The sequence below is a fragment of the Flavobacterium alvei genome (assembly GCF_002920895.1).
GTDB classification, from domain to species: domain Bacteria; phylum Bacteroidota; class Bacteroidia; order Flavobacteriales; family Flavobacteriaceae; genus Flavobacterium; species Flavobacterium alvei.
Genome location: NZ_PQVG01000009.1, coordinates 66,072 through 90,933, shown reverse-complemented (window position 1 = coordinate 90,933; position 24,862 = coordinate 66,072). Strand labels below are relative to the sequence as shown.

The 24,862-nt window shown below is 34.5% G+C and carries 25 protein-coding genes and 1 tRNA gene; 11 read left to right on the top strand and 15 right to left on the bottom strand.

Annotation, left to right across the window (positions count from 1 at the left end; translation table 11 throughout):
* Positions 1 to 106 precede the first annotated feature (106 nt).
* A complete protein-coding gene (locus C3L50_RS16380; RefSeq protein WP_165784024.1) occupies positions 107 to 253 on the bottom strand; it encodes a hypothetical protein in 147 nt (48 codons plus the stop codon).
* 156 nt (positions 254 to 409) lie between these two features.
* Here C3L50_RS16380 and C3L50_RS14740 point away from each other — a divergent pair, with 156 nt between their 5' ends.
* Positions 410 to 1,372 (top strand): family 43 glycosylhydrolase, encoded by a 963-nt coding sequence (locus C3L50_RS14740; RefSeq protein ID WP_103806947.1) that lies wholly within the window; start codon positions 410 to 412, stop codon positions 1,370 to 1,372.
* 46 nt (positions 1,373 to 1,418) lie between these two features.
* Here the strand turns inward: C3L50_RS14740 and C3L50_RS14735 are convergent, their stop codons facing one another.
* The gene (locus C3L50_RS14735; protein WP_103806946.1) at positions 1,419 to 1,862 is read right to left on the bottom strand and encodes a nucleoside deaminase; all 444 of its coding nucleotides are present in this window, start codon (positions 1,860 to 1,862) and stop codon (positions 1,419 to 1,421) included.
* Positions 1,863 to 1,900: 38 nt separating this feature from the next.
* Between C3L50_RS14735 and C3L50_RS14730 the strand changes: the two genes are divergently transcribed.
* Entirely contained in the window at positions 1,901 to 3,670 is a 1,770-nt protein-coding gene (locus tag C3L50_RS14730; RefSeq protein WP_103806945.1) for a 1-deoxy-D-xylulose-5-phosphate synthase, read from the top strand.
* 38 nt (positions 3,671 to 3,708) lie between these two features.
* The gene (locus C3L50_RS14725) at positions 3,709 to 4,812 is read left to right on the top strand and encodes a DUF3078 domain-containing protein (RefSeq protein ID WP_243400395.1); all 1,104 of its coding nucleotides are present in this window, start codon (positions 3,709 to 3,711) and stop codon (positions 4,810 to 4,812) included.
* A gap of 187 nt (positions 4,813 to 4,999) precedes the next feature.
* On the opposite strand, the gene rpmA is transcribed toward C3L50_RS14725, so the two are convergent.
* Entirely contained in the window at positions 5,000 to 5,266 is a 267-nt protein-coding gene (gene rpmA, locus C3L50_RS14720; protein ID WP_103806944.1) for a 50S ribosomal protein L27, read from the bottom strand.
* A gap of 23 nt (positions 5,267 to 5,289) precedes the next feature.
* On the bottom strand, positions 5,290 to 5,715 hold the full coding sequence (rplU, locus tag C3L50_RS14715) for a 50S ribosomal protein L21 (protein ID WP_103806943.1): 426 nt from the start codon (positions 5,713 to 5,715) through the stop codon (positions 5,290 to 5,292).
* A gap of 260 nt (positions 5,716 to 5,975) precedes the next feature.
* Here rplU and C3L50_RS14710 point away from each other — a divergent pair, with 260 nt between their 5' ends.
* Together C3L50_RS14710 and C3L50_RS14705 are read left to right on the top strand one after the other, a co-directional pair.
* Positions 5,976 to 7,301, top strand: a complete 1,326-nt coding sequence (locus C3L50_RS14710) for a M16 family metallopeptidase (protein WP_103806942.1) — start codon at positions 5,976 to 5,978, stop codon at positions 7,299 to 7,301.
* 10 nt (positions 7,302 to 7,311) lie between these two features.
* The gene (locus C3L50_RS14705; protein ID WP_243400394.1) at positions 7,312 to 9,360 is read left to right on the top strand and encodes a M16 family metallopeptidase; all 2,049 of its coding nucleotides are present in this window, start codon (positions 7,312 to 7,314) and stop codon (positions 9,358 to 9,360) included.
* A gap of 130 nt (positions 9,361 to 9,490) precedes the next feature.
* Here the strand turns inward: C3L50_RS14705 and C3L50_RS14700 are convergent, their stop codons facing one another.
* Positions 9,491 to 10,357: a DMT family transporter gene (locus tag C3L50_RS14700; protein ID WP_103806941.1), complete on the bottom strand. Its 867-nt coding sequence runs from the start codon at positions 10,355 to 10,357 to the stop codon at positions 9,491 to 9,493.
* Between the two features lie 110 nt (positions 10,358 to 10,467).
* Between C3L50_RS14700 and C3L50_RS14695 the strand changes: the two genes are divergently transcribed.
* A complete protein-coding gene (locus tag C3L50_RS14695; RefSeq protein WP_103806940.1) occupies positions 10,468 to 10,845 on the top strand; it encodes a heavy-metal-associated domain-containing protein in 378 nt (125 codons plus the stop codon).
* Positions 10,846 to 10,895: 50 nt separating this feature from the next.
* On the opposite strand, the gene C3L50_RS14690 is transcribed toward C3L50_RS14695, so the two are convergent.
* Together C3L50_RS14690 and C3L50_RS14685 are read right to left on the bottom strand one after the other, a co-directional pair.
* Positions 10,896 to 11,651, bottom strand: a complete 756-nt coding sequence (locus C3L50_RS14690; RefSeq protein WP_103806939.1) for a hypothetical protein — start codon at positions 11,649 to 11,651, stop codon at positions 10,896 to 10,898.
* Positions 11,652 to 11,859: 208 nt separating this feature from the next.
* A tRNA-Leu gene (locus C3L50_RS14685) sits at positions 11,860 to 11,941 on the bottom strand.
* Between the two features lie 108 nt (positions 11,942 to 12,049).
* On the opposite strand from C3L50_RS14685, the gene C3L50_RS14680 reads away from it, so the two are divergent.
* The 3 genes from C3L50_RS14680 to C3L50_RS14670 all read left to right on the top strand — a co-directional run bounded on the left by C3L50_RS14680 (position 12,050) and on the right by C3L50_RS14670 (position 14,932).
* Positions 12,050 to 13,438, top strand: a complete 1,389-nt coding sequence (locus C3L50_RS14680; RefSeq protein WP_103806938.1) for a dipeptidase — start codon at positions 12,050 to 12,052, stop codon at positions 13,436 to 13,438.
* A gap of 231 nt (positions 13,439 to 13,669) precedes the next feature.
* On the top strand, positions 13,670 to 14,476 hold the full coding sequence (locus C3L50_RS14675) for a hypothetical protein (protein WP_103806937.1): 807 nt from the start codon (positions 13,670 to 13,672) through the stop codon (positions 14,474 to 14,476).
* Entirely contained in the window at positions 14,477 to 14,932 is a 456-nt protein-coding gene (locus tag C3L50_RS14670; RefSeq protein WP_103806936.1) for a hypothetical protein, read from the top strand. It abuts the gene before it with no gap.
* Positions 14,933 to 14,944: 12 nt separating this feature from the next.
* Here the strand turns inward: C3L50_RS14670 and C3L50_RS14665 are convergent, their stop codons facing one another.
* Positions 14,945 to 16,300, bottom strand: a complete 1,356-nt coding sequence (locus C3L50_RS14665; RefSeq protein ID WP_103806935.1) for a saccharopine dehydrogenase family protein — start codon at positions 16,298 to 16,300, stop codon at positions 14,945 to 14,947.
* Between the two features lie 152 nt (positions 16,301 to 16,452).
* Between C3L50_RS14665 and C3L50_RS14660 the strand changes: the two genes are divergently transcribed.
* Both C3L50_RS14660 and C3L50_RS14655 read left to right on the top strand, forming a co-directional pair.
* A complete protein-coding gene (locus C3L50_RS14660) occupies positions 16,453 to 16,839 on the top strand; it encodes a DUF423 domain-containing protein (RefSeq protein WP_103806934.1) in 387 nt (128 codons plus the stop codon).
* 176 nt (positions 16,840 to 17,015) lie between these two features.
* A complete protein-coding gene (locus tag C3L50_RS14655) occupies positions 17,016 to 18,116 on the top strand; it encodes a DUF4407 domain-containing protein (protein WP_103806933.1) in 1,101 nt (366 codons plus the stop codon).
* 59 nt (positions 18,117 to 18,175) lie between these two features.
* Here the strand turns inward: C3L50_RS14655 and C3L50_RS14650 are convergent, their stop codons facing one another.
* The 7 genes from C3L50_RS14650 to C3L50_RS14615 all read right to left on the bottom strand — a co-directional run bounded on the left by C3L50_RS14650 (position 18,176) and on the right by C3L50_RS14615 (position 24,838).
* A complete protein-coding gene (locus C3L50_RS14650; protein WP_103806932.1) occupies positions 18,176 to 18,865 on the bottom strand; it encodes a PH domain-containing protein in 690 nt (229 codons plus the stop codon).
* A gap of 49 nt (positions 18,866 to 18,914) precedes the next feature.
* Positions 18,915 to 19,286, bottom strand: a complete 372-nt coding sequence (locus C3L50_RS14645) for an MmcQ/YjbR family DNA-binding protein (protein WP_103806931.1) — start codon at positions 19,284 to 19,286, stop codon at positions 18,915 to 18,917.
* Positions 19,283 to 19,684, bottom strand: a complete 402-nt coding sequence (locus C3L50_RS14640; protein WP_103806954.1) for a GNAT family N-acetyltransferase — start codon at positions 19,682 to 19,684, stop codon at positions 19,283 to 19,285. The genes C3L50_RS14645 and C3L50_RS14640 overlap by 4 nt, the downstream gene beginning before the upstream one ends.
* A 25-nt stretch (positions 19,685 to 19,709) precedes the next feature.
* Complete coding sequence (locus C3L50_RS14635) at positions 19,710 to 20,753, bottom strand: DUF4421 family protein (protein ID WP_103806930.1); 1,044 nt, start codon at positions 20,751 to 20,753, stop codon at positions 19,710 to 19,712.
* A 27-nt stretch (positions 20,754 to 20,780) separates the two neighbouring features.
* Positions 20,781 to 21,914, bottom strand: coding sequence for a radical SAM family heme chaperone HemW (gene hemW / locus C3L50_RS14630; protein ID WP_103806929.1), 1,134 nt, complete (start codon positions 21,912 to 21,914; stop codon positions 20,781 to 20,783).
* Between the two features lie 430 nt (positions 21,915 to 22,344).
* Positions 22,345 to 22,899 (bottom strand): crossover junction endodeoxyribonuclease RuvC, encoded by a 555-nt coding sequence (ruvC, locus tag C3L50_RS14620; RefSeq protein ID WP_103806927.1) that lies wholly within the window; start codon positions 22,897 to 22,899, stop codon positions 22,345 to 22,347.
* Between the two features lie 145 nt (positions 22,900 to 23,044).
* The gene (locus tag C3L50_RS14615; protein ID WP_103806926.1) at positions 23,045 to 24,838 is read right to left on the bottom strand and encodes an alpha/beta hydrolase fold domain-containing protein; all 1,794 of its coding nucleotides are present in this window, start codon (positions 24,836 to 24,838) and stop codon (positions 23,045 to 23,047) included.
* Between the last annotated feature and the right edge of the window lie 24 nt (positions 24,839 to 24,862).

Here is a 24,862-nt window from a genome sequence, read left to right as displayed (position 1 = left end):
GTAAAAACTTATCTAATATTCAAAATTCTAAATCATTTTCTCTTATTGGCAAAAAAAACGCTTCATCAAATCGGCTGTTTAAGATAACCTTGTGCGGTTTCAAAGTCTATGGCAGTAAATCAAAATCAGTATAAATATCCTCGTTTTCAAGTTTACGAATTACATATTCTTGCAACTCCATAAAACTACAAGGGCGACTTCTTAAACGGTCGATAATGTATAAATACCTTTTGAAATAAATTAATTTTGACATAATGATTATGATTTATTTTCCAAAGATAAATCATTTGTCTGCCAATAGGTGGCGGGGTGAATTAATAACATCTAAAAGATATAATTTCGTTTTTTCTAATACCAAAATTTATTTTCTTAACTTCGTTTTTTTCTAATAAAACAAAATCTACACATAATGAACAAAACTTTTCATTCGCTACTAACACTGCTTTTTTTAGCTTTTTTCACCAATTGTTATTCTCAAAACCCACTTAACTTTGGCAGTAACATATTGACAGCGGATCCTTCTGGTCATGTGTGGAAAGACGGCAAAATGTATGTTTACACCTCACACGACGAGGAATGTCAGAAAGATTTTTATATGAAGGACTGGCATGTTTTTTCGTCAAGTGATTTAGTAAACTGGACTGATCATGGAGCGTGTCTGTCTGTTAACGATCTTTCATGGGCAGATAATTTTGCTTGGGCACCTGACTGCGGGTATAAAAACGGCAAATATTATTTTTGTTTTCCTGCAGGAAATGGTTTTAAAGACCGAGTAAACTCAAAAAACAGCACCAAATGGATGGGAATTGGAATTGCAGTAAGCGATTCGCCAACAGGTCCTTTTAAGGATGCTATCGGCAAACCACTTTGGACAAAACCGTATGCAAACGACCCTTGCCTTTTTATTAACGATGATGGAAAAGGTTATGTATATTTTAATGGTGGTGGCGATTATCTAGTAGCCAAATTAGCCGATGATTTACTTAGCGTCAAAGGCGATATTCAACCTATGGATATGGGTGGATATAAACCAAAAAGAGAAGGTCCGTGGGTTTTTAAAAGAAAAGACACTTACTATTATACGATGCCAGAAAACAATAGAATCCTTACGTATTACACTTCAAAAACGCCTATTGGTCCTTGGAAATACCAAGGCGTAATTATGGATTCTGAAGGCGAAAGTAACAACCATCACTCGATAGTTGAATTCAAAGGAAAATGGGTTTTATTCTACCATAGATGGGTTGAAAACAAATCAGAATATGGAGAAAAACAACGCAAAGTATGTGCCGAAAACCTATATTTTAATGACGATGGCACCATTCAAAAAGTTAATAGAACCGATGCAGGAATTGGCAATTTGTTTCGTTAAAAAAAAAAACGAATTGTTTTATTTACATCATTAAGATTCTATCACTTCATTTTCGCTTCGTTGCAAAAAAACGCTTCATCAAATCGGCAGCTTCATTGGCCATAACTCCAGAAACAACTGTGGTTTTGGGGTGCAATTGGGTTCCCATTGTCATAAAACCCCGTTGCTCATCGCGAGCACCAAAAACAATTTTCGAAATCTGGCTCCAATACAAAGCGCCGGCGCACATTTGGCAAGGTTCTAAAGTTACATAGAGCGTGCAATCTTTCAGGTATTTTCCACCTAAGAAATTGGCGGCTGCGGTGATGGCCTGCATTTCGGCGTGTGCAGTGACATCGTTAAGTAATTCGGTCAAATTATGACTTCGAGCAATGACTTTGTCGGCTACAACAATAATAGCTCCAACTGGAATTTCGCCTTTTTCAAAAGCCATTTCGGCTTCTTGCAAGGCTTTCTTCATAAAATAGTCGTTGGTGAAAGGGTTTTCCATAGTTACAAAAATAAGAATTCAATTCGTACCTTTGCCTTATGACCAAGAATTTACTTCAACACATCAACAATCCAAGTGATTTACGTCAACTCGATGAAGCCCAACTTCCTCAGTTAGCACAAGAATTGCGTGATTTTATTATTGGCGTTGTAGCAGTAAAAGAAGGACATTTGGGTGCCAGTCTTGGCGTGGTCGAACTTACGATTGGGCTACATTATGTATTTGACACACCGAATGATTTGTTAATCTGGGATGTGGGTCATCAAGCTTACGGACATAAAATTTTGACCGAAAGAAGAGAAATTTTTCATACCAATCGACAACTCAACGGCATTTCGGGTTTTCCAAAACGCAGCGAAAGTGTGTATGATGCTTTTGGCGTGGGACATTCTTCTACGTCTATTTCGGCAGCTTTAGGAATGGCGATTGGTTCTAATTTGAAAGGCGATTTCGAAAAACAGCATATCGCAGTTATTGGTGACGCTTCGATTGCTTCGGGAATGGCGTTTGAAGGTTTGAATCACGCGGGCGTTACCAATGCTAATTTATTGGTCATTCTCAACGACAACGCCATCGGAATTGACCCAAGTGTGGGTGCTTTGAAAAACTATCTCACTGCCGTGAAGGAGGGAAAAAATCCGAAGAAAAACAATATGATTAAATCCCTGAATTTTGATTATTCGGGACCCATAGATGGCAACGATATCTTTGCAGTTCTTAAAGAATTAAAGCGATTACAAAAAATAAAAGGGCCTAAGTTTCTACATCTAATAACCACCAAGGGAAAAGGTTTACAACAAGCCGAAGAAGATCAAGTAAAATACCACGCCCCTGGAAAATTTGATGCTTCGACTGGGGAAATTCACCCCAAACAGGAAGAAAATCTTCCGCCGAAATATCAAGATGTTTTTGGATTGACGCTTTTGGATTTGGCGAAAGCCAATGAAAAAATCATCGGAATCACACCAGCAATGCCATCGGGAAGTTCTTTGAAATTTATGATGGATGAAATTCCAGAACGCGCCTTTGATGTTGGAATTGCTGAACAACACGCTGTTACCTTATCAGCCGGAATGGCTACTCAAGGAATGGTGGTTTTTTGCAATATTTATTCCACTTTTTTACAACGAGCTTACGATCAAGTCATTCACGACGTTGCTTTACAGAATTTGCCGGTGATTTTTTGTTTAGACAGAGCAGGATTGGTTGGCGAAGACGGTGCAACTCATCACGGCGTTTTTGATTTGGCTTATTTGCGTTGCATTCCCAATATGATTGTGTATTCGCCTTTGAATGAAATTGCGTTGCGAAACATTTTATATACAGCTCAATTGGGATTGAATCATCCTATTGCGATTCGGTATCCAAGAGGTCGTGGTCAAATTGTGGATTGGCAAAAACCGTATGAAAAAATTGAAATTGGAAAGGCTAATTGCCTCAAAGAAGGAACAAAAACAGCAATATTATCTAACGGAACGATTGGCAATAATGTTACATTGGCATTAGCCGAAATAAATCATCCCGAAAATTTCGCACATTACGACTTTGCCTTTGTAAAACCATTGGACGAGAAGTTGTTACACACCATTTTCAAATCATTCAAAAACATCATCACCGTTGAAGATGGCGTTGTAAAAGGTGGTTTTGGCACGACTATTGTAGAGTTTGCGTCGAATAATAATTATAACTCCAGTATTAGAACACTTGGAATTCCTGATGAATTTATTGAGCAAGGTACTGTTTACGAATTACAACATTATTGCAAAATAGACGTTTCATGTTTGAAAACCGTTTTTATGAATTATTAAAACGAGTTATTTTTTGTAAATATAAATTTTAGTCAATAATGAAATTATATTCTTTTAGCCTCCTATTACTCATCCTATTTGTTCCAATGATCGGCTTTTCACAAAAATCAAACCTACATTCACTAAAGCCTGTAATTTATGGAGATTCTTTAAGTGTTGGTGTTGTACAAGATTCCATAAAGCCTATTGTAGCCTTAGACGTTGCAATTACACCAATAATAAAATATACTTCTCCACCAAAATCAAAAATGGCAGTTGCAAAAAAAATAGACATTCCATTTATTTCAATGTCACATTGGATTAATAAAAATTCGGTTGGTATTGATTTAACACAAATTGCTTTTGTGAACTGGAATGCAGGTGGAACTAGCTCAGTTGCAGGCTTGTTTACTGGAACTTTTACGAGAACACGATCGGATATCAATAGCGAATGGATTAATGAATTAATTGTGAAATACGGGCTCAATAAACAAGATGGTTTGGATATGAGAAAAACAGATGATGATTTTCGTTTTAACTCTACTTTTGGCTATAGACAAGATACTTTTTCGAATTGGTATTTTAGTGCAAAATTCAATTTTAGAACCCAATTTACAGATGGATATAAATACCCTGATACCAAAAACCCTATCTCAAAAACATTCGCTCCAGCCTATACTTTTTTGGGTGCTGGTGCTGATTATTTCAATAAAGAAAAGAAATTCGATGTTTATATTTCGCCATTGACTTTAAAAAACACTTTGGTATTAGACCAAACTCTGGCCGACAAAGGTGCTTTTGGAATGGTCAAAGCAACTTATGATGCAGAAGGGAATAAACTCACTTCTGGTGAAAAATCCAGAACTGAAGTTGGAATTTTAGTAACCAACTATTACAAAAAAGAAGTTTGGAAAAATATTACTTGGGAAAACAGGCTAAGTTTATATACCGATTACATCAACAATTTTGGAAACATCGATGTAGATTGGAAAATGCAATTAGATTTAATTGTAAATCAACATGTTAAGGCAAACATTGGCTCGCAGTTAATTTATGATGATGATGTCAAAAATATTGAAAAAATAGATGGTGTTCAGGTTGTTTCAGGTGCAAAAGTACAGTTAAAACAATCTCTTGGAATTGGAATGGTCTATAATTTTTAAAAACAGCAACTTATAACCCTTGATCTCAGACTATTTTTTTTCAATTATTAATCACAAATTTAAAAGTGTAATTCGTGAATTAAAGATGTTTTAAGCAAACAAATTCAAAACTATTCATCTATATTAATAACAAAAAAAAAGACCGTTTCTTAAGAAACGGTCTTTTTTAATGAATTAAAAAAATCAATTATGCTTCAACTTCAAATGGAAGTATAGATACATAAGATTTATTATCTCTCTTCTTTTGGAACTGAACAACTCCATCTACTTTTGCATGTAAAGTATGATCTTTACTGATGTAAACGTTTTCTCCTGGATTGTGTTTTGAACCTCTTTGTCTTACGATGATGTTCCCTGCAATAGCAGCTTGTCCACCAAAAATCTTAACACCTAAACGTTTTGATTCTGATTCTCTACCATTCTTGGAACTACCGACACCTTTCTTGTGAGCCATGACGTATTAGTTTTATATTGTTATTATTCTTGTGTCTCTTCTTTTTTAGCTTTTGGAGCTTTTTTTACTTTTGGAGCTTCTACTTCTTCAGCAGCTACTTCAACAGTTTCTTTTTTTGCAGCGGCTTTTTTAGGAGCTGATACTGAAATACCTTCGATTACAATTTGGGTAAGATACTGACGGTGACCGTTTCTCTTTTTGTAACCTTTTCTTCTTTTCTTTTTGAAAACGATTACTTTATCTCCTTTTAAGTGTTGTAACACTTTGGCTTCTACTGAAGCACCTTCTATAGCTGGGGCGCCTATTGTGATTGAACCGTTATCGTCTAACAAATAAACTTTGTCGAAAGAAACTTTTGTTCCTTCTTCATTTGCTAAACGGTGAACGTAAACCTTTAGGTCTTTGCTAACTTTGAATTGTTGCCCTGCTATCTCTACGATTGCATACATAACAAATTGTTTTATAATTTTTAAGGTTGCAAATATACAATTAAATATTTATTCTGCAATTAGTTATCCAAAAAAAATATTTCATTTATTTAATTCATTGTTTTTAAGGATTTTAATACTTATTTTTAAGTAAATTTTCATCAAATTGTTAAACTTTATATAAAGTAAGAAAAATTTGTCATTGAATATTAAAAAGTGTTACATTTGGTGTAACAATATAATAAGTTATCACACCTATTGAAAAAAAATTATTAATCCTTATGAAAAAAACAATAATGGCTTTAAGTGCTTCACTTTTGCTAGGAGGAATTGCCTCAGCTCAAAAAGTAGATTTCGAAGAATACACATTAAATAACGGATTACACGTTATTTTGCACAACGATTCTTCTGCTCCAGTGGTTGTTACTTCGGTAATGTATCATGTAGGTGCCAAAGATGAAAATCCTGAAAGAACAGGTTTCGCTCACTTCTTTGAGCATTTGTTGTTCGAAGGAACCCAAAACATCAAACGTGGAGAATGGATGAAAATTGTTACCGCTAATGGTGGCGTTAACAATGCCAATACAACCGATGACAGAACCTACTACTACGAAGTATTCCCATCTAATAATTTAGAATTAGGACTTTGGATGGAATCTGAAAGAATGTTGCATCCAATTATCAATCAAATAGGGGTTGACACGCAAAATGAAGTTGTAAAAGAAGAGAAAAGAACCAATTTCGACAATCGCCCCTACGGAAATATACTAATGGCTGTAAAAGAAAATCTTTTCAAAAACCATCCTTATCGCTGGAACACTATTGGCTCAATGAAAGATTTAGATGCCGCGACATTAGAAGAGTTTCAAGCTTTCAACAAAAAATTCTATACTCCAAACAATGCGGTTTTAGTAGTTGCAGGTCAAATAGACGTTGCCCAAACCAAAGAATGGATACAAAAATATTTCGGTTCAATTCCAAAGGGAGAAATCTTAAAAAAGCAAGTCTTTGCCGAAGAACCAATAACTAAAACCATAAAAGCAACATATCAAGACCCAAACATTCAAATCCCGATGTTGGTGACAGCCTACAGAACTCCATCAATGAAAACTAGGGATGCTAAAGTTCTGGATTTAATTTCTTCTTATTTAAGTGACGGAAAAAGTTCTAAATTATACAAGAAAATAGTAGATCAGAAAAAAATAGCCTTGCAAATTGGCGCTGTTGGTTTGAGCGAGGAAGACTACGGAATGTATATTATTTATGGCTTGCCAATGACTCCCGCAACTTCGGCCGATTTATTAAAAGAAATCGATGAAGAAGTAGTGAAAATTCAAACTAATTTAATTTCTGAAAAAGACTTTCAAAAATTACAAAACACTTTCGAAAATCAATTTGTAAATGCCAATGCCAATGTGGAGGGAATTGCCGAAAATTTGGCCACCTACCACTTATTATATGGAGATGTAAAACTAATAAATAACCAAATTGACTTGTATCACTCCATAACAAGAGAAGAAATTAGAGAGGTAGCCAAAAAATATTTAAACCCAAATCAAAGATTGATTTTAGACTATGTTCCTTCAACTGAGCAAGCTCAAAACTAAGACATTTATTATGAAAAAAACAAGCGTCCTAATACTCATTATGTTCATAACCGGAATTATGCAAGCACAAGACCGTCCGCAACCAAAACCTGGAAAAGCTCCAGTAGTAAACATCAAAAAACCACAAACTTTTATCTTATCGAATGGATTAAAAGTAATGGTAGTAGAAAACCATAAATTGCCCCGAGTAACATTTAACCTTACTTTAGACAACCCTCCTTTTGCCGAAGGAAACAAAAAAGGTGTAGATGATCTAACAAGTAGCTTGATAGGAAATGGGTCAAAAAAAATCGCAAAAGATATTTTTAACGAAGAAATAGATTTCTTTGGAGCCAACGTCAACTTTAGTTCGCAAGGTGCTTATGCCAATACGCTCTCTAAATATGCCACCCAAATACTCGAATTAATGGCTGATGGCGCATTGAATCCAAACTTTACCCAAGTAGAATTTGATAAAGAAAAAGCCAAAATGATCGAAGGCTTAAAGGCCGAAGAAAAAAGCGTTCCAACCATCAACAACAGAGTAACCGATGCTTTGGCCTTCGGGAAAAATCATCCTTCAGGTGAATTTGTAACAGTAGAAACCTTAAACAATGTTACTCTAGCCGATGTTCAAACCAATTATCAGAACTATTTTGTACCAGAAAACGCTTATTTAGTTATTATTGGCGATGTCAAATACAACAAAATAAAACCTCTTGTCGAAAAATTATTTGGCTCTTGGACAAAAAAAAGCACTCCTAAATTAGCTTATACCGACCCAAAAAACGTGGAGTTCACCCAAATTAATTTTATAGACATGCCTAATTCTGTTCAATCAGAAATTGCATTAGTCAATACTGTTAATTTAAAAATGAGCGATCCTGACTTTTTCCCTGCTGCCCTTGCTACCTATATTTTAGGAGGCGATTTCAACAGTTATTTGAATATGAATCTAAGAGAAAAACACGGCTGGACTTACGGAGCCAACGCTATTATTGGATCTGGAAAATATGTAACTAAATTAAAATCGGCTTCGGCAGTAAGAAATGTGGTTACTGATAGCGCTGTGGTGGAATTTATCAAAGAAATTAAAAAAATTAGAATCGAAAAAGTAAGCGATGAATTGCTTAATAATGTCAAAGCAGGTTACGTAGGACGATTTGTAATGCAGGTCCAAAAACCACAAGCCATTGCTAGATATGCTTTAAATATCGAAACCGAAAAACTTCCAGCAGACTTTTACGAAAATTACATTCGCAATATTAATGCGGTAACTCCAGAACAAATAATGCAAGCTGCCAACAAATATTTCCTTATCGACAATACTCGAATTGTGATCACAGGAAAAGGTTCGGACGTATTGCCCGGTTTAGAAAAACTAAAAATTCCAATATTTTATTTTGATAAATACGGAAATCCGATTGAAAAACCTGTTTCCAAAAAAGAAGTTCCAGCCGGTCTAACTGCCAAAACAGTTTTGGACAATTACATCAAAGCAATTGGTGGCGAAAAAGCCGTTAGCACTGTAAAAACAATTGCAATGCTAGGCTCTACAACCATTCCGCAAGCACCTTCTCCTTTGACTTTTACAAACAAATCCGATTCAAGAGGCAAAATAATGGTCGAAATAGCTATGGGACCAATGAGTTTAATGAAACAAGTCGTTACTGAAAAAGGAGCTTATGTAGTGCAACAAGGGCAAAGAAAAAACATTGAAGGAGCAGATTTAGCCGAAATGCAAGCCAGTGCAAAACCTTTTGAAGAACTACAATTGGCAAAAAAAGCAGAAATAGTAATTACAGGAATAGAAACCATTAATGGCAATGATGCTTATGCCATACAAAACGGCAAAACGACTTTGTATTATGACACCAAATCAGGACTTAAAGTTGCTGAAACTAAAACCGTAGAACAAGCTGGAAACAAAATATCTCAAACCACTAATTATGGAGATTATAGAGAAGTGAAAGGAGTGAAAATGCCTTTTAACATCATCCAAAATGTAGGTTTTGAATTAGACATCAAAATGTCTGAAGTAAAAATTAACGAAGGAGTTACTGATGCTGATTTCCAATAATTAGTAATTAGTAATTACAAAAACGGAAACCTCCTGAGAAATCAAGAGGTTTTCGTTTTTATACCTAGAACAATTAATATTCATCAAACCAGACACTGAACACCACTCACTGAACACTGAATACTGACCACTACTTTTTAGCCGACAAATAGACTCCAACCAAAATAATAAAAGCACCCAAAAACTGAACTGGAGTAAGCATTTCATTATCTAACAATCCCCAAGAAAAAGCAACTACAGGAATCAAATAAGTGACCGAAGTAGCAAAAACTGGCGACGATATTTGAATAGTTTTAAAGAAAATGATATTGGCAATTCCAGTTCCTACAACTCCCAAAATCATAATATACAAAACCGATTGTTGAACACTTTCAACCGAAATCACCTCGAAAAAACCAGAGAAAAACAAAACAATCAAAGCTGGAAAAAGCAAAACCAAAAAATTTCCTGTCGTAATGCTCAACGGGCTCAAATCGGATAAATATTTCTTGATTAAATTGACATTCGTTGCATAACAAACTGAAGCTATAATAACTAAAATAGCATAATAATAATTTTGCTCTGGATGGTGAATAGCTCCATTTATAATTAACAAAAATGTTCCTATTAAACCAATAATGACTCCAAAAACTTGAGACCTTTTAAAGCTTAATCCAAAAGCTAAAGCTCCCAAAATCATAGTGTTTAATGGCGTAAGAGAATTTAGAATTGCACTCACAGAACTGTCGATTTGGGTTTGTGCAATCGAAAAAAGAAATGCAGGAATAAAAGTCCCTAAAGTGGCTGTCAAAGCGATATATTTCCATTGATGAAGCGGAATTTTCGACAAACTTTTGAAACCAATTATCAATAAAAAGATGGCTGCAAAAATGATACGTAACGACCCTAATTGCATCGGCGTCAAACCGACCAAACCTCTCTTGATTAAGATAAATGAACTACCCCAAACAAATGCTAAAGCTATCAGGTAAACCCATTTCAATTGTTTCGACTTCATACACTTAAATTTTGGCTCAAAATTGTAATTATTTTATGAATTACCGGCACTTTTTTTATTAAATTTGTTTTCTTAATTTTTTAATAATTAAAATTTAAACCCCAACAATAATGAATTTCATCAAATCTATTTCAGCAATACTGTTTGCAAGCCTATTGTTTGTGGGTTGTAAAGATAAAACAAACGAAACCTCTTCAGATACTACTACTGAAACTGCAACTCCAAAAGTTAAAAAGGAAATAGCAGCAGCTAATTTGCAAACAGCAAGTTTCACTATCAAAGGAATGACTTGTGCCATTGGCTGTGCCAAAACAATCCAAGAAGAATTAAACGGACTTGACGGCGTACAAAAAGCAACCGTAGATTTTGAAAAAGAATTTGCAACGGTTTCTTTTGACAAAACCATATTATCCCCAGAAAAGATAACAAAAGTGGTCGAAGCAGCTGCAGACGGAAAATCGTATAAAGTTTCTAATATGAAAATTTAATTTTTTTATTGGCACTAAACCAAAAAGCTTCTCCAATTGAGAAGCTTTTTTTATTTGCTGTTGTTTGGCAGTTTTTTCAAATCAAGAAGTTCACCGTCTGCATCATAAAACTCATATTTGAAGTTTAATTTGCCTGCTGCTTCTACAATAACAACCTTTATTTGATACGAGCCTTTTTCCCACTCTAGAATTATATCAAAAAAATATTCGCCATCACCAAAACTACTAGGAAGATTGCTAGAGTATGCTATTTTTTTGGATTTAAGGTTCAATGTATTAATCTCAATATTGTTGTAAGAACCAAACTCGGCGCTATTGATAACTTGCCCAAAGCAATCATATTCAACTCTAGCTTTTTTATTTTTTTTCCTCCATTTTGGTTCGTTATAAATATCCTTAATTGAAAAAATAACTTCCTTTAATGCACTTTTACCGATATTTAAAATAAAAAATCTAATCTCGTGACTGTAAGTTAATCGATTTGTTTTCTTTTCATTGCCCTCAACTCCAACATCTTCACCAAGATCTACAGATGTAATCTGTACAATAGGAATATTATTACTTGCTAATTTACTAAAAGCTCCAATTGAATTATTTTTTTCTTCTCCATTGCTTTTAGTCATAAGTCGCAATTCTTGACTTAAACTTTCAATTTTTTTATTTGCTACTTCCAATTCTTTTTCGGCTGTTTCTATTTTTTCATTGGCATCAAAACTTCCATCAAAGAAGAAATAGACAGAAAGTCCTATCAAAACACATCCTAGAAATGCCAGTATTAATGTTAGCATAAGTGGTTTTTTATTCATTACAAAAATCGGTTTGAGAATTATTATATTCTACATTAATCTGAGTTTACAAATATATTAAAATTTGCTGTTTAACTGATTATAAACCAATATAATGTAAGATTTTATAAATAAAAAATAAGTTTAAAAAATTAGAAACTACATTCTATTAAGAAAATGATTTAAACATAAGCATAAAAAAAGCTTCTCGATTGAGAAGCTTTTTTCGTGCGGATAATAGGACTCGAACCTACACGCCTTGCGGCACCAGATCCTAAGTCTGGCATGTCTACCAATTTCACCATATCCGCTAAAATTGTGAGTGCAAAGATAATCATAAGTTCCAATTTTCAAAGGAATTTATTCAAAAATATTTACGCTCTTTTTTGTACTTTTGAAACACTTAAATTTTTCAAATAATGGAAACCTTAAAATCCTACGTTCAAGAGCACAAAAACCGTTTCATCAATGAACTAATTGAGCTTCTAAAAATCCCTTCCGTTAGTGCCGATACCGCTTATCATCAACACATTATCACAACTGCCAATGCCGTAAAAGCCAGTTTAGAAAAAGCAGGATGCGATTTTGTAGAAATTTGTGAAACACCAGGAAACCCAATTGTCTATGGCGAAAAAACAATAGATCCAACCTTACCAACCGTTCTAGTTTATGGACATTATGACGTTCAACCCGCCGATCCCATCGAATTATGGACTTCTCCACCATTCGAACCCGTGATCAAAAAAACCGAAATTCATCCAGAAGGAGCCATTTTTGCACGAGGTTCTTGTGATGACAAGGGCCAAATGTATATGCACGTAAAAGCATTGGAATATATGATTCAGTCCAATACTTTGCCTTGCAACGTCAAATTTATGATTGAAGGCGAAGAAGAAATTGGATCTAATAGTTTGGCTTGGTTTGTAGAACGCAATCAGGAAAAACTAAAAAATGACGTAATTCTAATTTCCGATACCGGGATGATTTCCAACCAACAACCTTCTATCACCACTGGATTGCGTGGGTTGAGTTATGTGGAAGTGGAGGTTACGGGGCCAAATCGTGATTTGCATTCCGGATTGTATGGTGGTGCCGTGGCCAATCCCATCAACGTTTTATCCAAAATGATTGCTTCGCTTCACGACGAAAACAATCACGTGACCATTCCCGGTTTTTACGACAAAGTCGAAGAATTATCAGTGGAAGAAAGAGCCGAAATGGCCAAAGCACCTTTCAATTTAGAAAATTATAAAAAATCATTAGACTTGAATGATATTTATGGCGAAAAAGGATATGTAACCAACGAAAGAAACTCGATTCGACCAACACTTGACGTGAACGGAATTTGGGGCGGTTATACTGGCGAAGGAGCAAAAACGGTTATTGCAAGCCAGGCTTTCGCCAAAATTTCAATGCGATTGGTTCCAAATCAAGATTGGGAAGAAATCACGGAATTGTTTACCCAACATTTCATCAATATTGCTCCTGCCGGAGTGAAAGTAAAAGTGAAACCGCATCACGGCGGACAAGGATACGTAACGCCCACGGATAGCATTGGCTACAAAGCCGCCAACAAAGCCTACACCGAAACCTTTGGAGTTCCCGCAATTCCGGTTCGTTCCGGCGGAAGTATTCCAATTGTCGCCTTGTTCGAGAAAGAACTAAAAAGCAAAACCATCCTAATGGGATTTGGATTAGACAGCGATGCCATTCACTCACCCAACGAACATTTCGGAATTTTTAACTACTTGAAAGGAATTGAAACGATTCCGTTGTTTTACAAGTATTTTGTGGAGATGTCGAAATAGGATTTGCCACAAAGACGCCAAGTCACAAAGATTTTTTTTAATCCGTTCATTCTAAACTGAGTGAACGGATTTTTTTTCAATATTTAATAGTTAGTTTAATTTTCAAATCCAATTTTTCTTTTCAAAAAGAAAATTATATATTTAAAAAAATCACAAAGAAATTAACAGTCTTGATAAAGAGGAAATCAAATTCTTAGCAAATTTTAAATAGTAACTTTTAAATTAACAAATATGCCAATTTTACACAAATTTCAAAATCACGACTGGAAAAACGGTTTTTGGACAGAAAATTCAATTTTAAAAACAAATCATTACAAACCAGAAGTTCTCTTTATTGGAACTTTTAATCCTCTAACCCCAAATGCCAATTTTGCCGATTTTTTTTATGGCAGAAATTATTTTTGGCCAATATTTAAAAATTTATTCGTTGAAAACCAAACAATTCATAATCGAAGAAGGATGCCTACTAATGGTAATCCAATACCTCCATTAAATCCAACTTTAGACGAAATTTTTAAAATTTGCAAAAAATGTAAGATTGGTTTTGCTGATATGATTAATTCTGCTTTTCCACATACTGAGGGCTATCAGATAAAAAAAAATGACAACGTAATTTTTAATGAATTAGAATACAATTTAATTTTGGATAATAAAAAGAAAGGTATTAGAGGATTAGCAGAACTAAACAACATTAAACAAATAGAATGGAACATAGAAAACATAAAAAATTATCTGTGTGAAAATCCAACCATTAAGTATATTTATTTTACTCGAAAACCATCAGGAATTTGGTTAAAAAAATGGAATGATTTAATAAAATCAGATTGTTCCATTGGAAAAACCTTTGGCTTCATATTCACGCCCAGCGGACAACCTTTGACAAATTTACCGATACCATTTAATACTAGAATCAAATCTTTAACTCATTGTTGGGTTTGGAATAATTTGCAACATCAAATACCAATCAATAAAAATGGATATTGTAATCTTAACCACGATTGGCTGATACAAAATGGTGTTAATCCAAATAATTTTTAAATGGTCAAAATAATCAACCCCGTTCCAACTGCAAAATTGTTTTTAAAATATTGTGGAAGACGAGTGAATCTTATGTATCAAGAATCAACTTTCCAAACAGTTAATTTAGAATACAATAAACCCATTAGTTCTGTTATAGAACCTGTCGCTGGAAAAGTTAGACTTTCTGATGGGACAGATGTTTATATTGGTTTTCTTACTCGAAGAGTTTACAAACGAAACGACAACAATCAATGGCTAAAAGACGAAGAAAGTTTTTTAATGCATTATGACATAATTGTAGATAAGTCAATCGTATTTATCACTGGTGCAATAACCAACACAATTAATCTTAATGGAGAAATGATTGAAGAAAACTATAAATTTAGATTATTTGTAACAAATGATTGTGACAGAATGTATATTCATATTGATGATGAAGGTGAAGATTTAGTAATTGAAGACTTTAGAAAATAATCAAACTATCCATCAAGCATTATACCCCAAATAAGGCACGATTTGTTCCTTGAAAACAACCCCGTATTCTTCCAATTCTTTTAAAATGGGCAAATACACTTCTTCACGAATAGGAAGTTGCACTCCGGGAGTTTTTATCTTTCCGTTGAGGATTAATAAGGTTGCCATTGCAACGGGCAATCCAACGGTTTTCGCCATTGCGGTATAGGTTTGGTCTTCGCCGATGCAAACCATTTTGGAATCAATTTGTTGTTTTTTGCCGTTCAATTCATAGCCAAATTTATGATACATCACGATCATATCCTTGTCGTTAGGTTGCAATGTCCAACTATCGGTCAGGATTTTTTCGAGGATTTGAGCTGGCGTGGCGTTTTTCAAACCTACTTTTTTGTTGGGATTGAACAAATCCAATTCCAATAATTTGTCCCACATACTATCATCTTGGTCAATTTTTAAAATCAGACGCATCTTGATTTCGACCGAATCTGTTGGGTGATAGGGCAAGAAAGAATTCACGAATTGTCGGTAACTCATGTTTTCAGAATCTTCCATAATATAACTATCATCAGTCATTCCGAGTTGGACAAACATATTCCAAGCTTTGGAAAAACCCACTCTGCGAATGGTTCCTCTGTATAAAGTCAGTACGTCATCCAAACCATAAACATCCAAATATTTTAGGGAATCTCGGTTAGAATAGGCTTCAAATTTACCATAACCTTCAACCTCTAAGAATTCCGTTCTGCGAAATAAATTGCAATACGGAATGTATTTATAAGTTCCTTCTTGAAGAAATTTTGCTGCTCCGCCTTGACCCGCCAAAACTACATTTCGAGGTGCCCAAGTAAATTTATAATTCCACAAATTCGTATCTGACTCAGGAGCAACCAGCCCTCCGCAAAAGGATTCAAACAAAAGCATTTTACCTCCTTTACTCTTAATTTCATGAATTATTTTCATCGCACTCATATGATCAATTCCAGGGTCAAGACCCACTTCGTTCATAAAAACAAGCTTGTTTTCTTTGACCAAAACGTCTAATTCCTGCATCGCATCACTAATATAGGAAGCGGTAACCATATTTTTTTTATAAAAAACACAATCTCTGGCCACTTCAATATGAAGATGTGCGGGCAACATCGAAATCACAATATCCGCTTTTTGAATTGCTTCTTTTCTGGAACGTTCATCAAAAATATCTAATGAAATTGCCGTAGCATTTGGATGGTTGTTTGTCTTTTTTTGAGCAAATTCTAATGACAAATCCCCAATAATAAGATGCAAACCTTCTTCAACCGACTTGTTTAGTAGATATTGAATTAATGAAGAGGCTGATCTTCCGGCTCCTATAATTAAAATCGTTCTCATTATTGTAATAATTTAACACAAATATATGTAATTGTTGTATTTACAACAAATTCAAATGATTTAAAATCAAAAATAACACAAGTAAAAATCATTATTCTAATTGATTTGAATTTGACAAGAAAGAGATACTTTTGTACTGTAAATAAATTAAAATGGATAAAAAAATAATTTCTACAGGAGCATTTTTTGGAATGTTGGCTATCATTTTTGGCGCATTTGGCGCACACGCTTTGAAAAAAGTATTAGCCGTTGAAGAACTTACAACATTCGAAACGGGAGTAAAATATCAAATGTATCACGCCTTGTTTTTATTGTTTATAGGGCTGACTTCCCAACTTTCTGAAAAAGCAAAAAAAACCATTTATTATTTAGTTGTTACTGGAGTCATTTTCTTTTCGGGTTCGATATACGGATTGGCTACCAATAAACTGAGTTCGTTTGATTTTAAAACCATTGGATTTATCACTCCAATTGGCGGATTGCTGTTGATTTTGGCTTGGGGAATTTTATTGGTTAATTTACTCAAGAAAAAGTCATAACTATTCTTATTGTCTATTTAAGAAGTTTTTAAAATATACAAATCCGTTATTCACTTTAAAGAAAGAGTCATGTTTATAGCATGACTCTTTTTGTTTTACCAAAAATAGTTCTAACAACAAAATGTAACGTTCTCCGTTAAAACTTTACTAATCAATCATCAATCAAATCAATCACAATGTTAAAATCATTTTTTATTCTCTGTTCTGGAGCCGACAAAACCTTGCTAGAAGGCTGCTCCGAAGGCGAACAAACCAAGTATGTTGGTATTGGCGCTACTGTTTTCTTTACTGCCGTGATGGCTTTCATTGCCAGTTCTTATGCACTTTTCACGGTTTTCGACAATCCTTTTATTGCAATGGGATTTGGAATAGTTTGGGCTTTACTTATTTTTAATTTGGATCGCTTCATTGTTTCCACTATTCGAAAAAGAGACCGTTTCAAGAGTGAATTCTTGCAAGCTAGTCCACGAATTATTTTAGCGATAATCATTGCTATCGTGATTTCTAAACCTTTGGAAATCAAAATTTTTGAAAAAGAAATCAATACCGTTTTATTGAAAGAGAAAAACGCAATGGCTTTGAAAAACAAGAAGGAAGTCGCCAATTATTTCAAATCAGATTTAGATAAAAATAAAGCGGAAACTGATAAGTTGAAAGCAGAAATTTCTTTAAAAGAAAAAGAAGTAAATACACTTTATGAAACTTACATTGCCGAAGCCGAAGGAACCAAAGGTACAATGAAATTGGGGAAAGGTCCTGTTTTCAAGGAAAAAATTGCCAAGCACAATTTGGCTTCAGCCGAACTAGATTCCGTCAGAAAAACCAACTTAGCAAAAATTGCTGTCAACGACAAAAAAGCAATAACACTTCAAGCCGATTTAGACAAAAAAGTTACAGAAACCCAACCCATAATTGATGGATTTGATGGTTTGATGGCAAGAATCAACGCTTTGAACAAACTGCCGTTGATTCCTTCGTTGTTTATTATGTTGTTGTTTTTGGCTATTGAAACTTCGCCAATTATAGCCAAATTATTGTCCCAAAAAGGCGAATACGATTATAAGTTGGAAGACTTGGAAACCGCTTTGAAAGTCACTTTAGCACAAGATAAATACCAACGTGATTTATTGGTAAAAACCAGCGCATCGATGCACGACAAAGTCTATGAAGATATCGCGCAAGACAAGAAATTGTATGATTTGCAACGTCAAAAAGCCACCGAATTACTGGAACTTCAAGCATATAATTTTGTGGAAAAACAAAAGAGAACTTTATAAAAAACAAAACCCGACAAATCGAAACTTGTCGGGTTTGTTGTTTTAAAACGAGATGATTATTACATCAAACTCAAAATTTCTTTTTTGAAAGCGTCGTATTCGCCTTGTAAAATCAATCCATTATCGAGAAGTTTCTTGTAGTTTTGAAGCTTGGCAAAAAGCTCATCTTGCGATAATTCGGTTGTTGGTTTTTCGGTTGAAGTAGCTGTATTTTCTACAATAGGCTCTGCGTAATTAGCAACTGCTGGCATAATTTCGGCATAATTTACGACTTCTTCTGTTTCTACTTCTTCCACGATTTCTTCGGGAATATATTCTGGAATTTGTGGTTTTGCTTCTTCAGCAACCACGGGATTTTTCAGCAAATCCAATTGCTCTTTGGCGTAAGTAGAAATTTTTCTGGCCTGAATTTTTGGAATGTAATCAATAGAAACTTGAATTTGTGTTTTGGTCGAAAACGAAAATTCAGAACCCAAAATGTTTTCTTTCATAAAAGTTCCTTCAATTTCGTCCCAAGTAAAATCGGTAAAATTCATCGAAAGTCCCATATTTTTGGGTTGGCAAATGATGATTCGTTTGTTGGTCACCACGATGCTGTCCGGAAAAACGGTAATGGCTGGTTTTTTTTGAACAGCGATATAACCAATTTCTTCGTTTTTCATCAATAAATCATTCAATTTTGAAGTGATTTTTTCGATGGCTTTAGGGTCTTGTTCTTCGTTCAAGAATTTTTTTATATTGTCAATCATTGTGTTTTTATTTGAATAGTGTTCTAAGAATATTTAACAAAAGTAATGCCTAATTTTCTAATTGAAGTATTTCGGTTTGAATTTTTTTGGTCAAACTTTTGAAAACCAAATCATAGGAATCGTCAATCCATTCTTTGACAATTTTATCTGAAATTTCGTTGTTGATGACCACGGTGTTCCAATGCACTTTGCTCATATGAAATGCTGGTTTGACATCGCTGTATTGGGCTCGCAATTCTTGGGCATAATCGGGATTGCATTTCAAATTGACCGAGGGTTCGCCTTTTTCCCATTGATTTAAAGAGGAAAGAGCAAACATTTTTCCTCCCACTTTAAAAACTAAAGTATCTTGATCGAACGGAAAATGTTCGGTTACTCCTTTTTTGGACAGGCAATATTCGTAGTAGGTTTCTAGGTTCATATCGTTACTTTTTCCATCATTTTTTCTGGGTGCGCCAATGCTTTAAAACCAAATTTTTCATACAAAAAATGCGCATCGGATGTGGCCAATCGCCATATTTTAATATTTTTCAAAACGGGTTCGTTCATCATCGCTTCAATTAAAATAGAGGAATAGCCGTTTCCTCGATGTTCTTCGGCAATAAAAACATCCATCAAATAGGCAAAAACCACATAATCTGTAACCACTCTGGCAAACCCAATTTGGACATCATTCAGATAAATCCCGAAGCATAACGAACTATCAATCGTGGTTTGCACTTCGTCAATAGTTCTTCCAGTTGCCCAATAAATATCCTTCAAAAAATCTTGGATGAAAGGAACATCAAGTTTCGTTTTGTCAGTTGAAACGGTAATTATTTCTTGCATTAGGGTCAATTTGTTTTTAAAGTTTCATTTTATCATTAATAATATCTACAGGTTTTTTGATAAAATCTGGTGCATCAAATCGATACCCAAAATAAAGAAACCCATAACCTTTACCGTTAGATATAACTTTAGTTTTGGTTTCATTGTACCAGCTTTCGTTAAAATTAAAACTAGCTCCAAAAAGAATCCTTTCGGTATTGTAACCAATTTTCAATCCTCCTTCCAGATATTTAGTAAAGTAAGTTCCATTTTCTGTTTCCTGTACTCCTGATGCCGAACTCTTGAAATCCATAAACTTTACACCAATAGATGGAGATAAATTGGGCGCTATGTAAAATCTTTTATGGATAATAAAATTATAAAAATAACTGGCTGCTATTCGAACATCATACTCTTTTTGAGCGCTTTGGGTTCCGTTAGCATTAAAATAAATTTTATTGTAGTCATAAGCTAAGGTTGGAATAAAACTTCCCGCACTTTCTTTTTGCCATTCTGTAAATGAATAAATACTTTTAAGTGAAAATTTAGGATTAAAAATATAAGAAGTGGACATTCCATACTGCTCATTTTTGAGATTTGGAAACAGTATATAAGGGTCTTTCCCTTCTACCCAATCCGGATTAAAGTCAATTGTGTTTTCTACATAATAACCTCTGGTCTTACTATATTGAACCGTTTGCAACCATTTCCCCAAAAAAAATCTAAAATTATAATCCGAATAAGAAGATTTTCCTTTGATGTCATCATCATTATTCCCGTCAAAAAAATAAGGGTAAAAACCATAACTAAAACCTATAAATTTATAATCTACCGATAAGAATAATTTGTAATTAGTATTGGTTTCCAAAAACAAATCACCAGCCATTTTATCCTGTAAAACATAAGAATCTGCTTGAGTACTGAGGTTGGCTCTAAGCATAATTTTATCTGGGTAAAACACAAAATTTGAGGTGTCTTTCGTTTTTTTTTCCTGACCAAAAACAATAGCAACATTCATAAATAAAAACACGAAAACAAACGTGAGAAACAAACTATAACGGATCTCTAAAATTTCTTTCATTCGTATAACATTTATGATTACTATTTATTATTCCAAATTTAAATAAAATAAATCACTAGCGATTCCATCGGTCAGAAATTTTCCTTTTGGAGTAGGCTTTAAGATATTGTTTTCAACAAAAAGCAACTCATCATTTATAAATTTCTGTGCTTGTTTTTGCAAATAGTTTAAATATTCATTGCCGAATTCATCCAAAATTCTATCCAAGGATACACCCCAAATGGTTCGTAAACCCGTCATAATATATTCGTTGTAACGGTCATTTGTGGATAAAATTTCAATTTCATTGGGTAATTTATTTTCCTCCAATGATTTCAAATAAAGGGTGTTGTTCGAAACATTCCAACTGCGAGAAATGCCATCATAACTATGTGCCGATGGTCCAATTCCGATGTATTTTTTCCCCAACCAATAAGCGGAATTGTTCTTCGAAAAATAATTCTCTTTTCCGAAATTCGACAATTCATAATGGATAAAACCATTATTTTCGAGCATTTCGACCAAAATCTGAAAATGTGCTTCGGCCACTTCGTCTTTGAGTTGGGCAATTTTCCCAGTTTGAATTAATTTATTTAAAGCTGTTTTGGGTTCGACCGTCAAAGCATAACTTGAAATGTGCGGAATACCAAAACTCAAAGCCGTTTCGATGTTTTGTTTCCATTTTTCGTTGCTCATTTCGGGAATGCCATAAATTAAATCGAGGGAAATATTGTCGAAATATTTTGTTGCCAATTCCAGACATTTCTTGGCTTCTACCGAATTGTGGGCTCGATTCATCATCATTAAATCCTCCTCAAAAAAAGATTGAATTCCGATAGAAAGTCGATTGATTCCAATTCTTGAAAGTTCGATTAAATAGTCTTCCGACAAATCATCGGGATTGGCTTCGAGCGTGATTTCGGGATTTTTGGCAACTTTATAATTTTCGTAAATCGCATCCAGCTGCAATCTCAAATCTGCAATTTGCAATCTGCTTGGCGTTCCTCCACCGAAATAAATGGTTTCAACAACCTCATCCTTGAACTCACTTTTGCGCATTTGTATTTCTTTGGCCAAAGCCAAAACCATCTCGTCTTTCTTCTTCATCGAAGTCGAAAAATGAAAATCGCAGTAATGACAAGCCTGCTTGCAGAATGGTATGTGGATATAGATTCCGGACATATTTTGTAGTTACCTTAAGTTGACTATTAAAATCATTGGTAAAAGCATACTCAATAACATAAAAACAAATCCAAAAAAATTATCTGCAAAATGGTTTACATTGCCCGAATAAAACAACTCTCTTGGTGGGATTTTAGGATCTCTTTTCTTTCGTGCCCAAAAAGGAATTAACATTAATCGATAAAGCAACAATGAATATAACGGACAAAACCAAAATAAAATAAAATTTGGAGAATCACTTGTTTCATAATTCATTTCACATAAAGCAAGAATTGAAACTAAAATTGAGAAACTTAATATTATTAAAAAAGACTTTCGTTCCCTCAATACTTTCCTGCTAATTGTAAAAATTAATGGAATAAATATGAACCCTATAAATGACAACTCTTTAAACATTATAATTGATTTTTAAAAATCTGACCACTTACCACTACTTTTTAACTCTATCCTCATTATTCTTCACAAAAGCATCCCAACCCGAATAACTTTTCTCGCCAACCACTTTTCCGGAATTGAAAAAATGGCAAACCGCAGCAGCCAATCCATCAGTAGAATCGAGATTTTTGGGTAATGTTTTTAGTCCGAGAAGTTGTTGGAGCATTTTAGCGACTTGTTCTTTACTGGCATTTCCGTTGCCAGTTATTGCCATTTTAATTTTCTTGGGTTCATATTCGGTGATGGGAATATCTCTCGAAAGTCCCGCTGCCATTGCCACGCCTTGAGCTCTTCCGAGTTTCAACATCGATTGTACGTTTTTGCCAAAGAAAGGCGCTTCAATCGCAATCTCGTCGGGATGGTGCGTGTCGATTAATTCTATGGTGCGTTCAAAAATGATTTTTAGTTTTTGGTAATGGTTGTCGTATTTGGACAATTGCAATTCGTTAAGTTGCAAGAATTCCATTTTCTTGTTGACAATTTTTATCAAACCAAAACCCATAATCGTGGTTCCGGGGTCGATTCCTAATATGATGCGTTCGTTTGCCAATGCGTAAGTTTAAAAATGTTTTGTCAAGATTTCTATTCCCCAACAAAGCTAAACAATTCCGTGTATTTTAGTTCAATTATACAGAAATGACTTTTACCAAAGTCGTAAAACTTTAATAAAAGTCAAAAAAGTATATGGATTAAAACTATTTTTTTAGCTCAGCAATTACTGAGTTTGGAACTTTCAAAACAGTACCATGGCGGGTTCCTTGAGGAAAACTAACTTGTTCTGAAATGTCTTCCCATCCTTCGGCGGTTTTTTTTACAGCACCATATTTTTTCTGAGTATATTTATCAAAATAAACTAACCATTGACCATTTATTTGGATTGCGGTTGGTCCTTCTGCCCAATATTTTCCAGTGATTGGTTCACTTGCTTTGGTGTATGGCCCTTCCAAATTTTTACTGGTGGCTATTTTTAAATTTTTCTGAACCGGAACTTTTGTTTCATCTTTTAAGAACATAGTATAGCCTTTTTCATCTTTTACAATAGAAGCATCTATCACATTAAAACCCGGTTCGTACAATAATTTTGTTTTTTTGAAACTTTTGAAATCTTTAGTTGTGGTATAATAAATTCTATGATTATACCCTTTTTCTTCTGTTGATTGTGTTTCGGTAAATTTTCCATCAATGGTGGATGCCCAATAAATCATGTATGTTTTTGATTTTTCATCATAAGTGATTTCGGGAGCCCAAGTATTTCTGGCATTTTTTTCGTGTGCCATTACAGGCAAAAACTCTTGTTGCGACCAATGAATTAAATCTTTAGAAGAAGCATAACCAATTCCTTTATCGGTCCAACTTACTGTCCAAACCATGTGGTACAAACCGTCTCCGCCTTTTATAACACAAGGATCACGCATCAATTTGTCTTTGCCCACTTCGGGAGTCAAAAAAGAAGCGTCTTTCTTTAAAGCTTCCCATTTATAACCGTCTTCACTGTAAGCCAAATGCAATCCGTCTTCTCCGTTGCCTTTGAAATAAGTAAACACATATCCATCTGGTTTTGGAAGAAATCCATTGGAAACCAACCATTTTTCGCAAGCAGCGGGCCAATTTTTATGGGTTCCTTGAACACCAAGACCAAAACCATGTCCGCCATTTTCATAAAGGTGCATTTCAACTGGGACTTTTTGGTTTTTTAGAGCCAAATAATAATTGAGACTATTTTCTACTGGAACTGCTTTGTCATCAGTAGCGTGAACCAAAAATGTTTTTGGTGTATTTGCATCGACTTGTTTTTCGTTCGAATATTTAGCTATCAATTCACTGCTGGCATTTTTCCCTAAAAGGTTTTCTTGTGAGCCTTTGTGAGTGATTCCATCTTCCATAGAAATTACGGGATAAATCAAAATAGAAAAATCAGGACGAGCACTTACATTATCTTTAGAATCATACACTTTGTCATTATAACGTGTTGACACTGTTGCGGCCAAATGTCCTCCTGCGGAAAAGCCTATAACGCCTATTTTTTTAGGATCAAGATTCCATTCATCGGCACGTCGGCGTAATGTTCTTATGGCTTCTTGTGCATCTTGCAAAGGGCCGATGGTTTTGTCTTTCATAATAATATCACTTGGCAAACGGTATTTGAGCACAAATGCCGAAATGCCTATCGATTGGAACCAAGCAGCTACTTTATCGCCTTCTTTTTCGTGCGACAAAAGTGCGTATCCTCCGCCAGGGCAAATAATTACCGCTGCATTTTTAGCATTTTTATTGGCTGCCAAAAAAACTTTCAAAGTGGGTTCGGTAACTTTTCTAATTCCTGTTATATTACCCTGAGCATCCAATCGTGGCTCTTGTTTATAATCTGGCGCTTCGATAACTCCTGGTATTTTATCCCATAAAGGAATTTCTTTGTTTTGAGAAAAAACGGGAAGGCTTATCGCCAAAAATAAAAGAATTAAAACGAAACTACTACTGAGATTTTTCATAAAAACATATTCAATTTTATAGTA

Coding starts and splice junctions, on each gene's coding strand:
- C3L50_RS16380 (WP_165784024.1), bottom strand. CDS start 253: ATGTCAAAATTAATTTATTTCAAAAGGTATTTATACATTATCGACCGT.
- C3L50_RS14740 (WP_103806947.1), top strand. CDS start 410: ATGAACAAAACTTTTCATTCGCTACTAACACTGCTTTTTTTAGCTTTT.
- C3L50_RS14735 (WP_103806946.1), bottom strand. CDS start 1,862: ATGGAAAACCCTTTCACCAACGACTATTTTATGAAGAAAGCCTTGCAA.
- C3L50_RS14730 (WP_103806945.1), top strand. CDS start 1,901: ATGACCAAGAATTTACTTCAACACATCAACAATCCAAGTGATTTACGT.
- C3L50_RS14725 (WP_243400395.1), top strand. CDS start 3,709: ATGAAATTATATTCTTTTAGCCTCCTATTACTCATCCTATTTGTTCCA.
- rpmA (WP_103806944.1), bottom strand. CDS start 5,266: ATGGCTCACAAGAAAGGTGTCGGTAGTTCCAAGAATGGTAGAGAATCA.
- rplU (WP_103806943.1), bottom strand. CDS start 5,715: ATGTATGCAATCGTAGAGATAGCAGGGCAACAATTCAAAGTTAGCAAA.
- C3L50_RS14710 (WP_103806942.1), top strand. CDS start 5,976: ATGAAAAAAACAATAATGGCTTTAAGTGCTTCACTTTTGCTAGGAGGA.
- C3L50_RS14705 (WP_243400394.1), top strand. CDS start 7,312: ATGAAAAAAACAAGCGTCCTAATACTCATTATGTTCATAACCGGAATT.
- C3L50_RS14700 (WP_103806941.1), bottom strand. CDS start 10,357: ATGAAGTCGAAACAATTGAAATGGGTTTACCTGATAGCTTTAGCATTT.
- C3L50_RS14695 (WP_103806940.1), top strand. CDS start 10,468: ATGAATTTCATCAAATCTATTTCAGCAATACTGTTTGCAAGCCTATTG.
- C3L50_RS14690 (WP_103806939.1), bottom strand. CDS start 11,651: ATGAATAAAAAACCACTTATGCTAACATTAATACTGGCATTTCTAGGA.
- C3L50_RS14680 (WP_103806938.1), top strand. CDS start 12,050: ATGGAAACCTTAAAATCCTACGTTCAAGAGCACAAAAACCGTTTCATC.
- C3L50_RS14675 (WP_103806937.1), top strand. CDS start 13,670: ATGCCAATTTTACACAAATTTCAAAATCACGACTGGAAAAACGGTTTT.
- C3L50_RS14670 (WP_103806936.1), top strand. CDS start 14,477: ATGGTCAAAATAATCAACCCCGTTCCAACTGCAAAATTGTTTTTAAAA.
- C3L50_RS14665 (WP_103806935.1), bottom strand. CDS start 16,300: ATGAGAACGATTTTAATTATAGGAGCCGGAAGATCAGCCTCTTCATTA.
- C3L50_RS14660 (WP_103806934.1), top strand. CDS start 16,453: ATGGATAAAAAAATAATTTCTACAGGAGCATTTTTTGGAATGTTGGCT.
- C3L50_RS14655 (WP_103806933.1), top strand. CDS start 17,016: ATGTTAAAATCATTTTTTATTCTCTGTTCTGGAGCCGACAAAACCTTG.
- C3L50_RS14650 (WP_103806932.1), bottom strand. CDS start 18,865: ATGATTGACAATATAAAAAAATTCTTGAACGAAGAACAAGACCCTAAA.
- C3L50_RS14645 (WP_103806931.1), bottom strand. CDS start 19,286: ATGAACCTAGAAACCTACTACGAATATTGCCTGTCCAAAAAAGGAGTA.
- C3L50_RS14635 (WP_103806930.1), bottom strand. CDS start 20,753: ATGAAAGAAATTTTAGAGATCCGTTATAGTTTGTTTCTCACGTTTGTT.
- hemW (WP_103806929.1), bottom strand. CDS start 21,914: ATGTCCGGAATCTATATCCACATACCATTCTGCAAGCAGGCTTGTCAT.
- C3L50_RS14615 (WP_103806926.1), bottom strand. CDS start 24,838: ATGAAAAATCTCAGTAGTAGTTTCGTTTTAATTCTTTTATTTTTGGCG.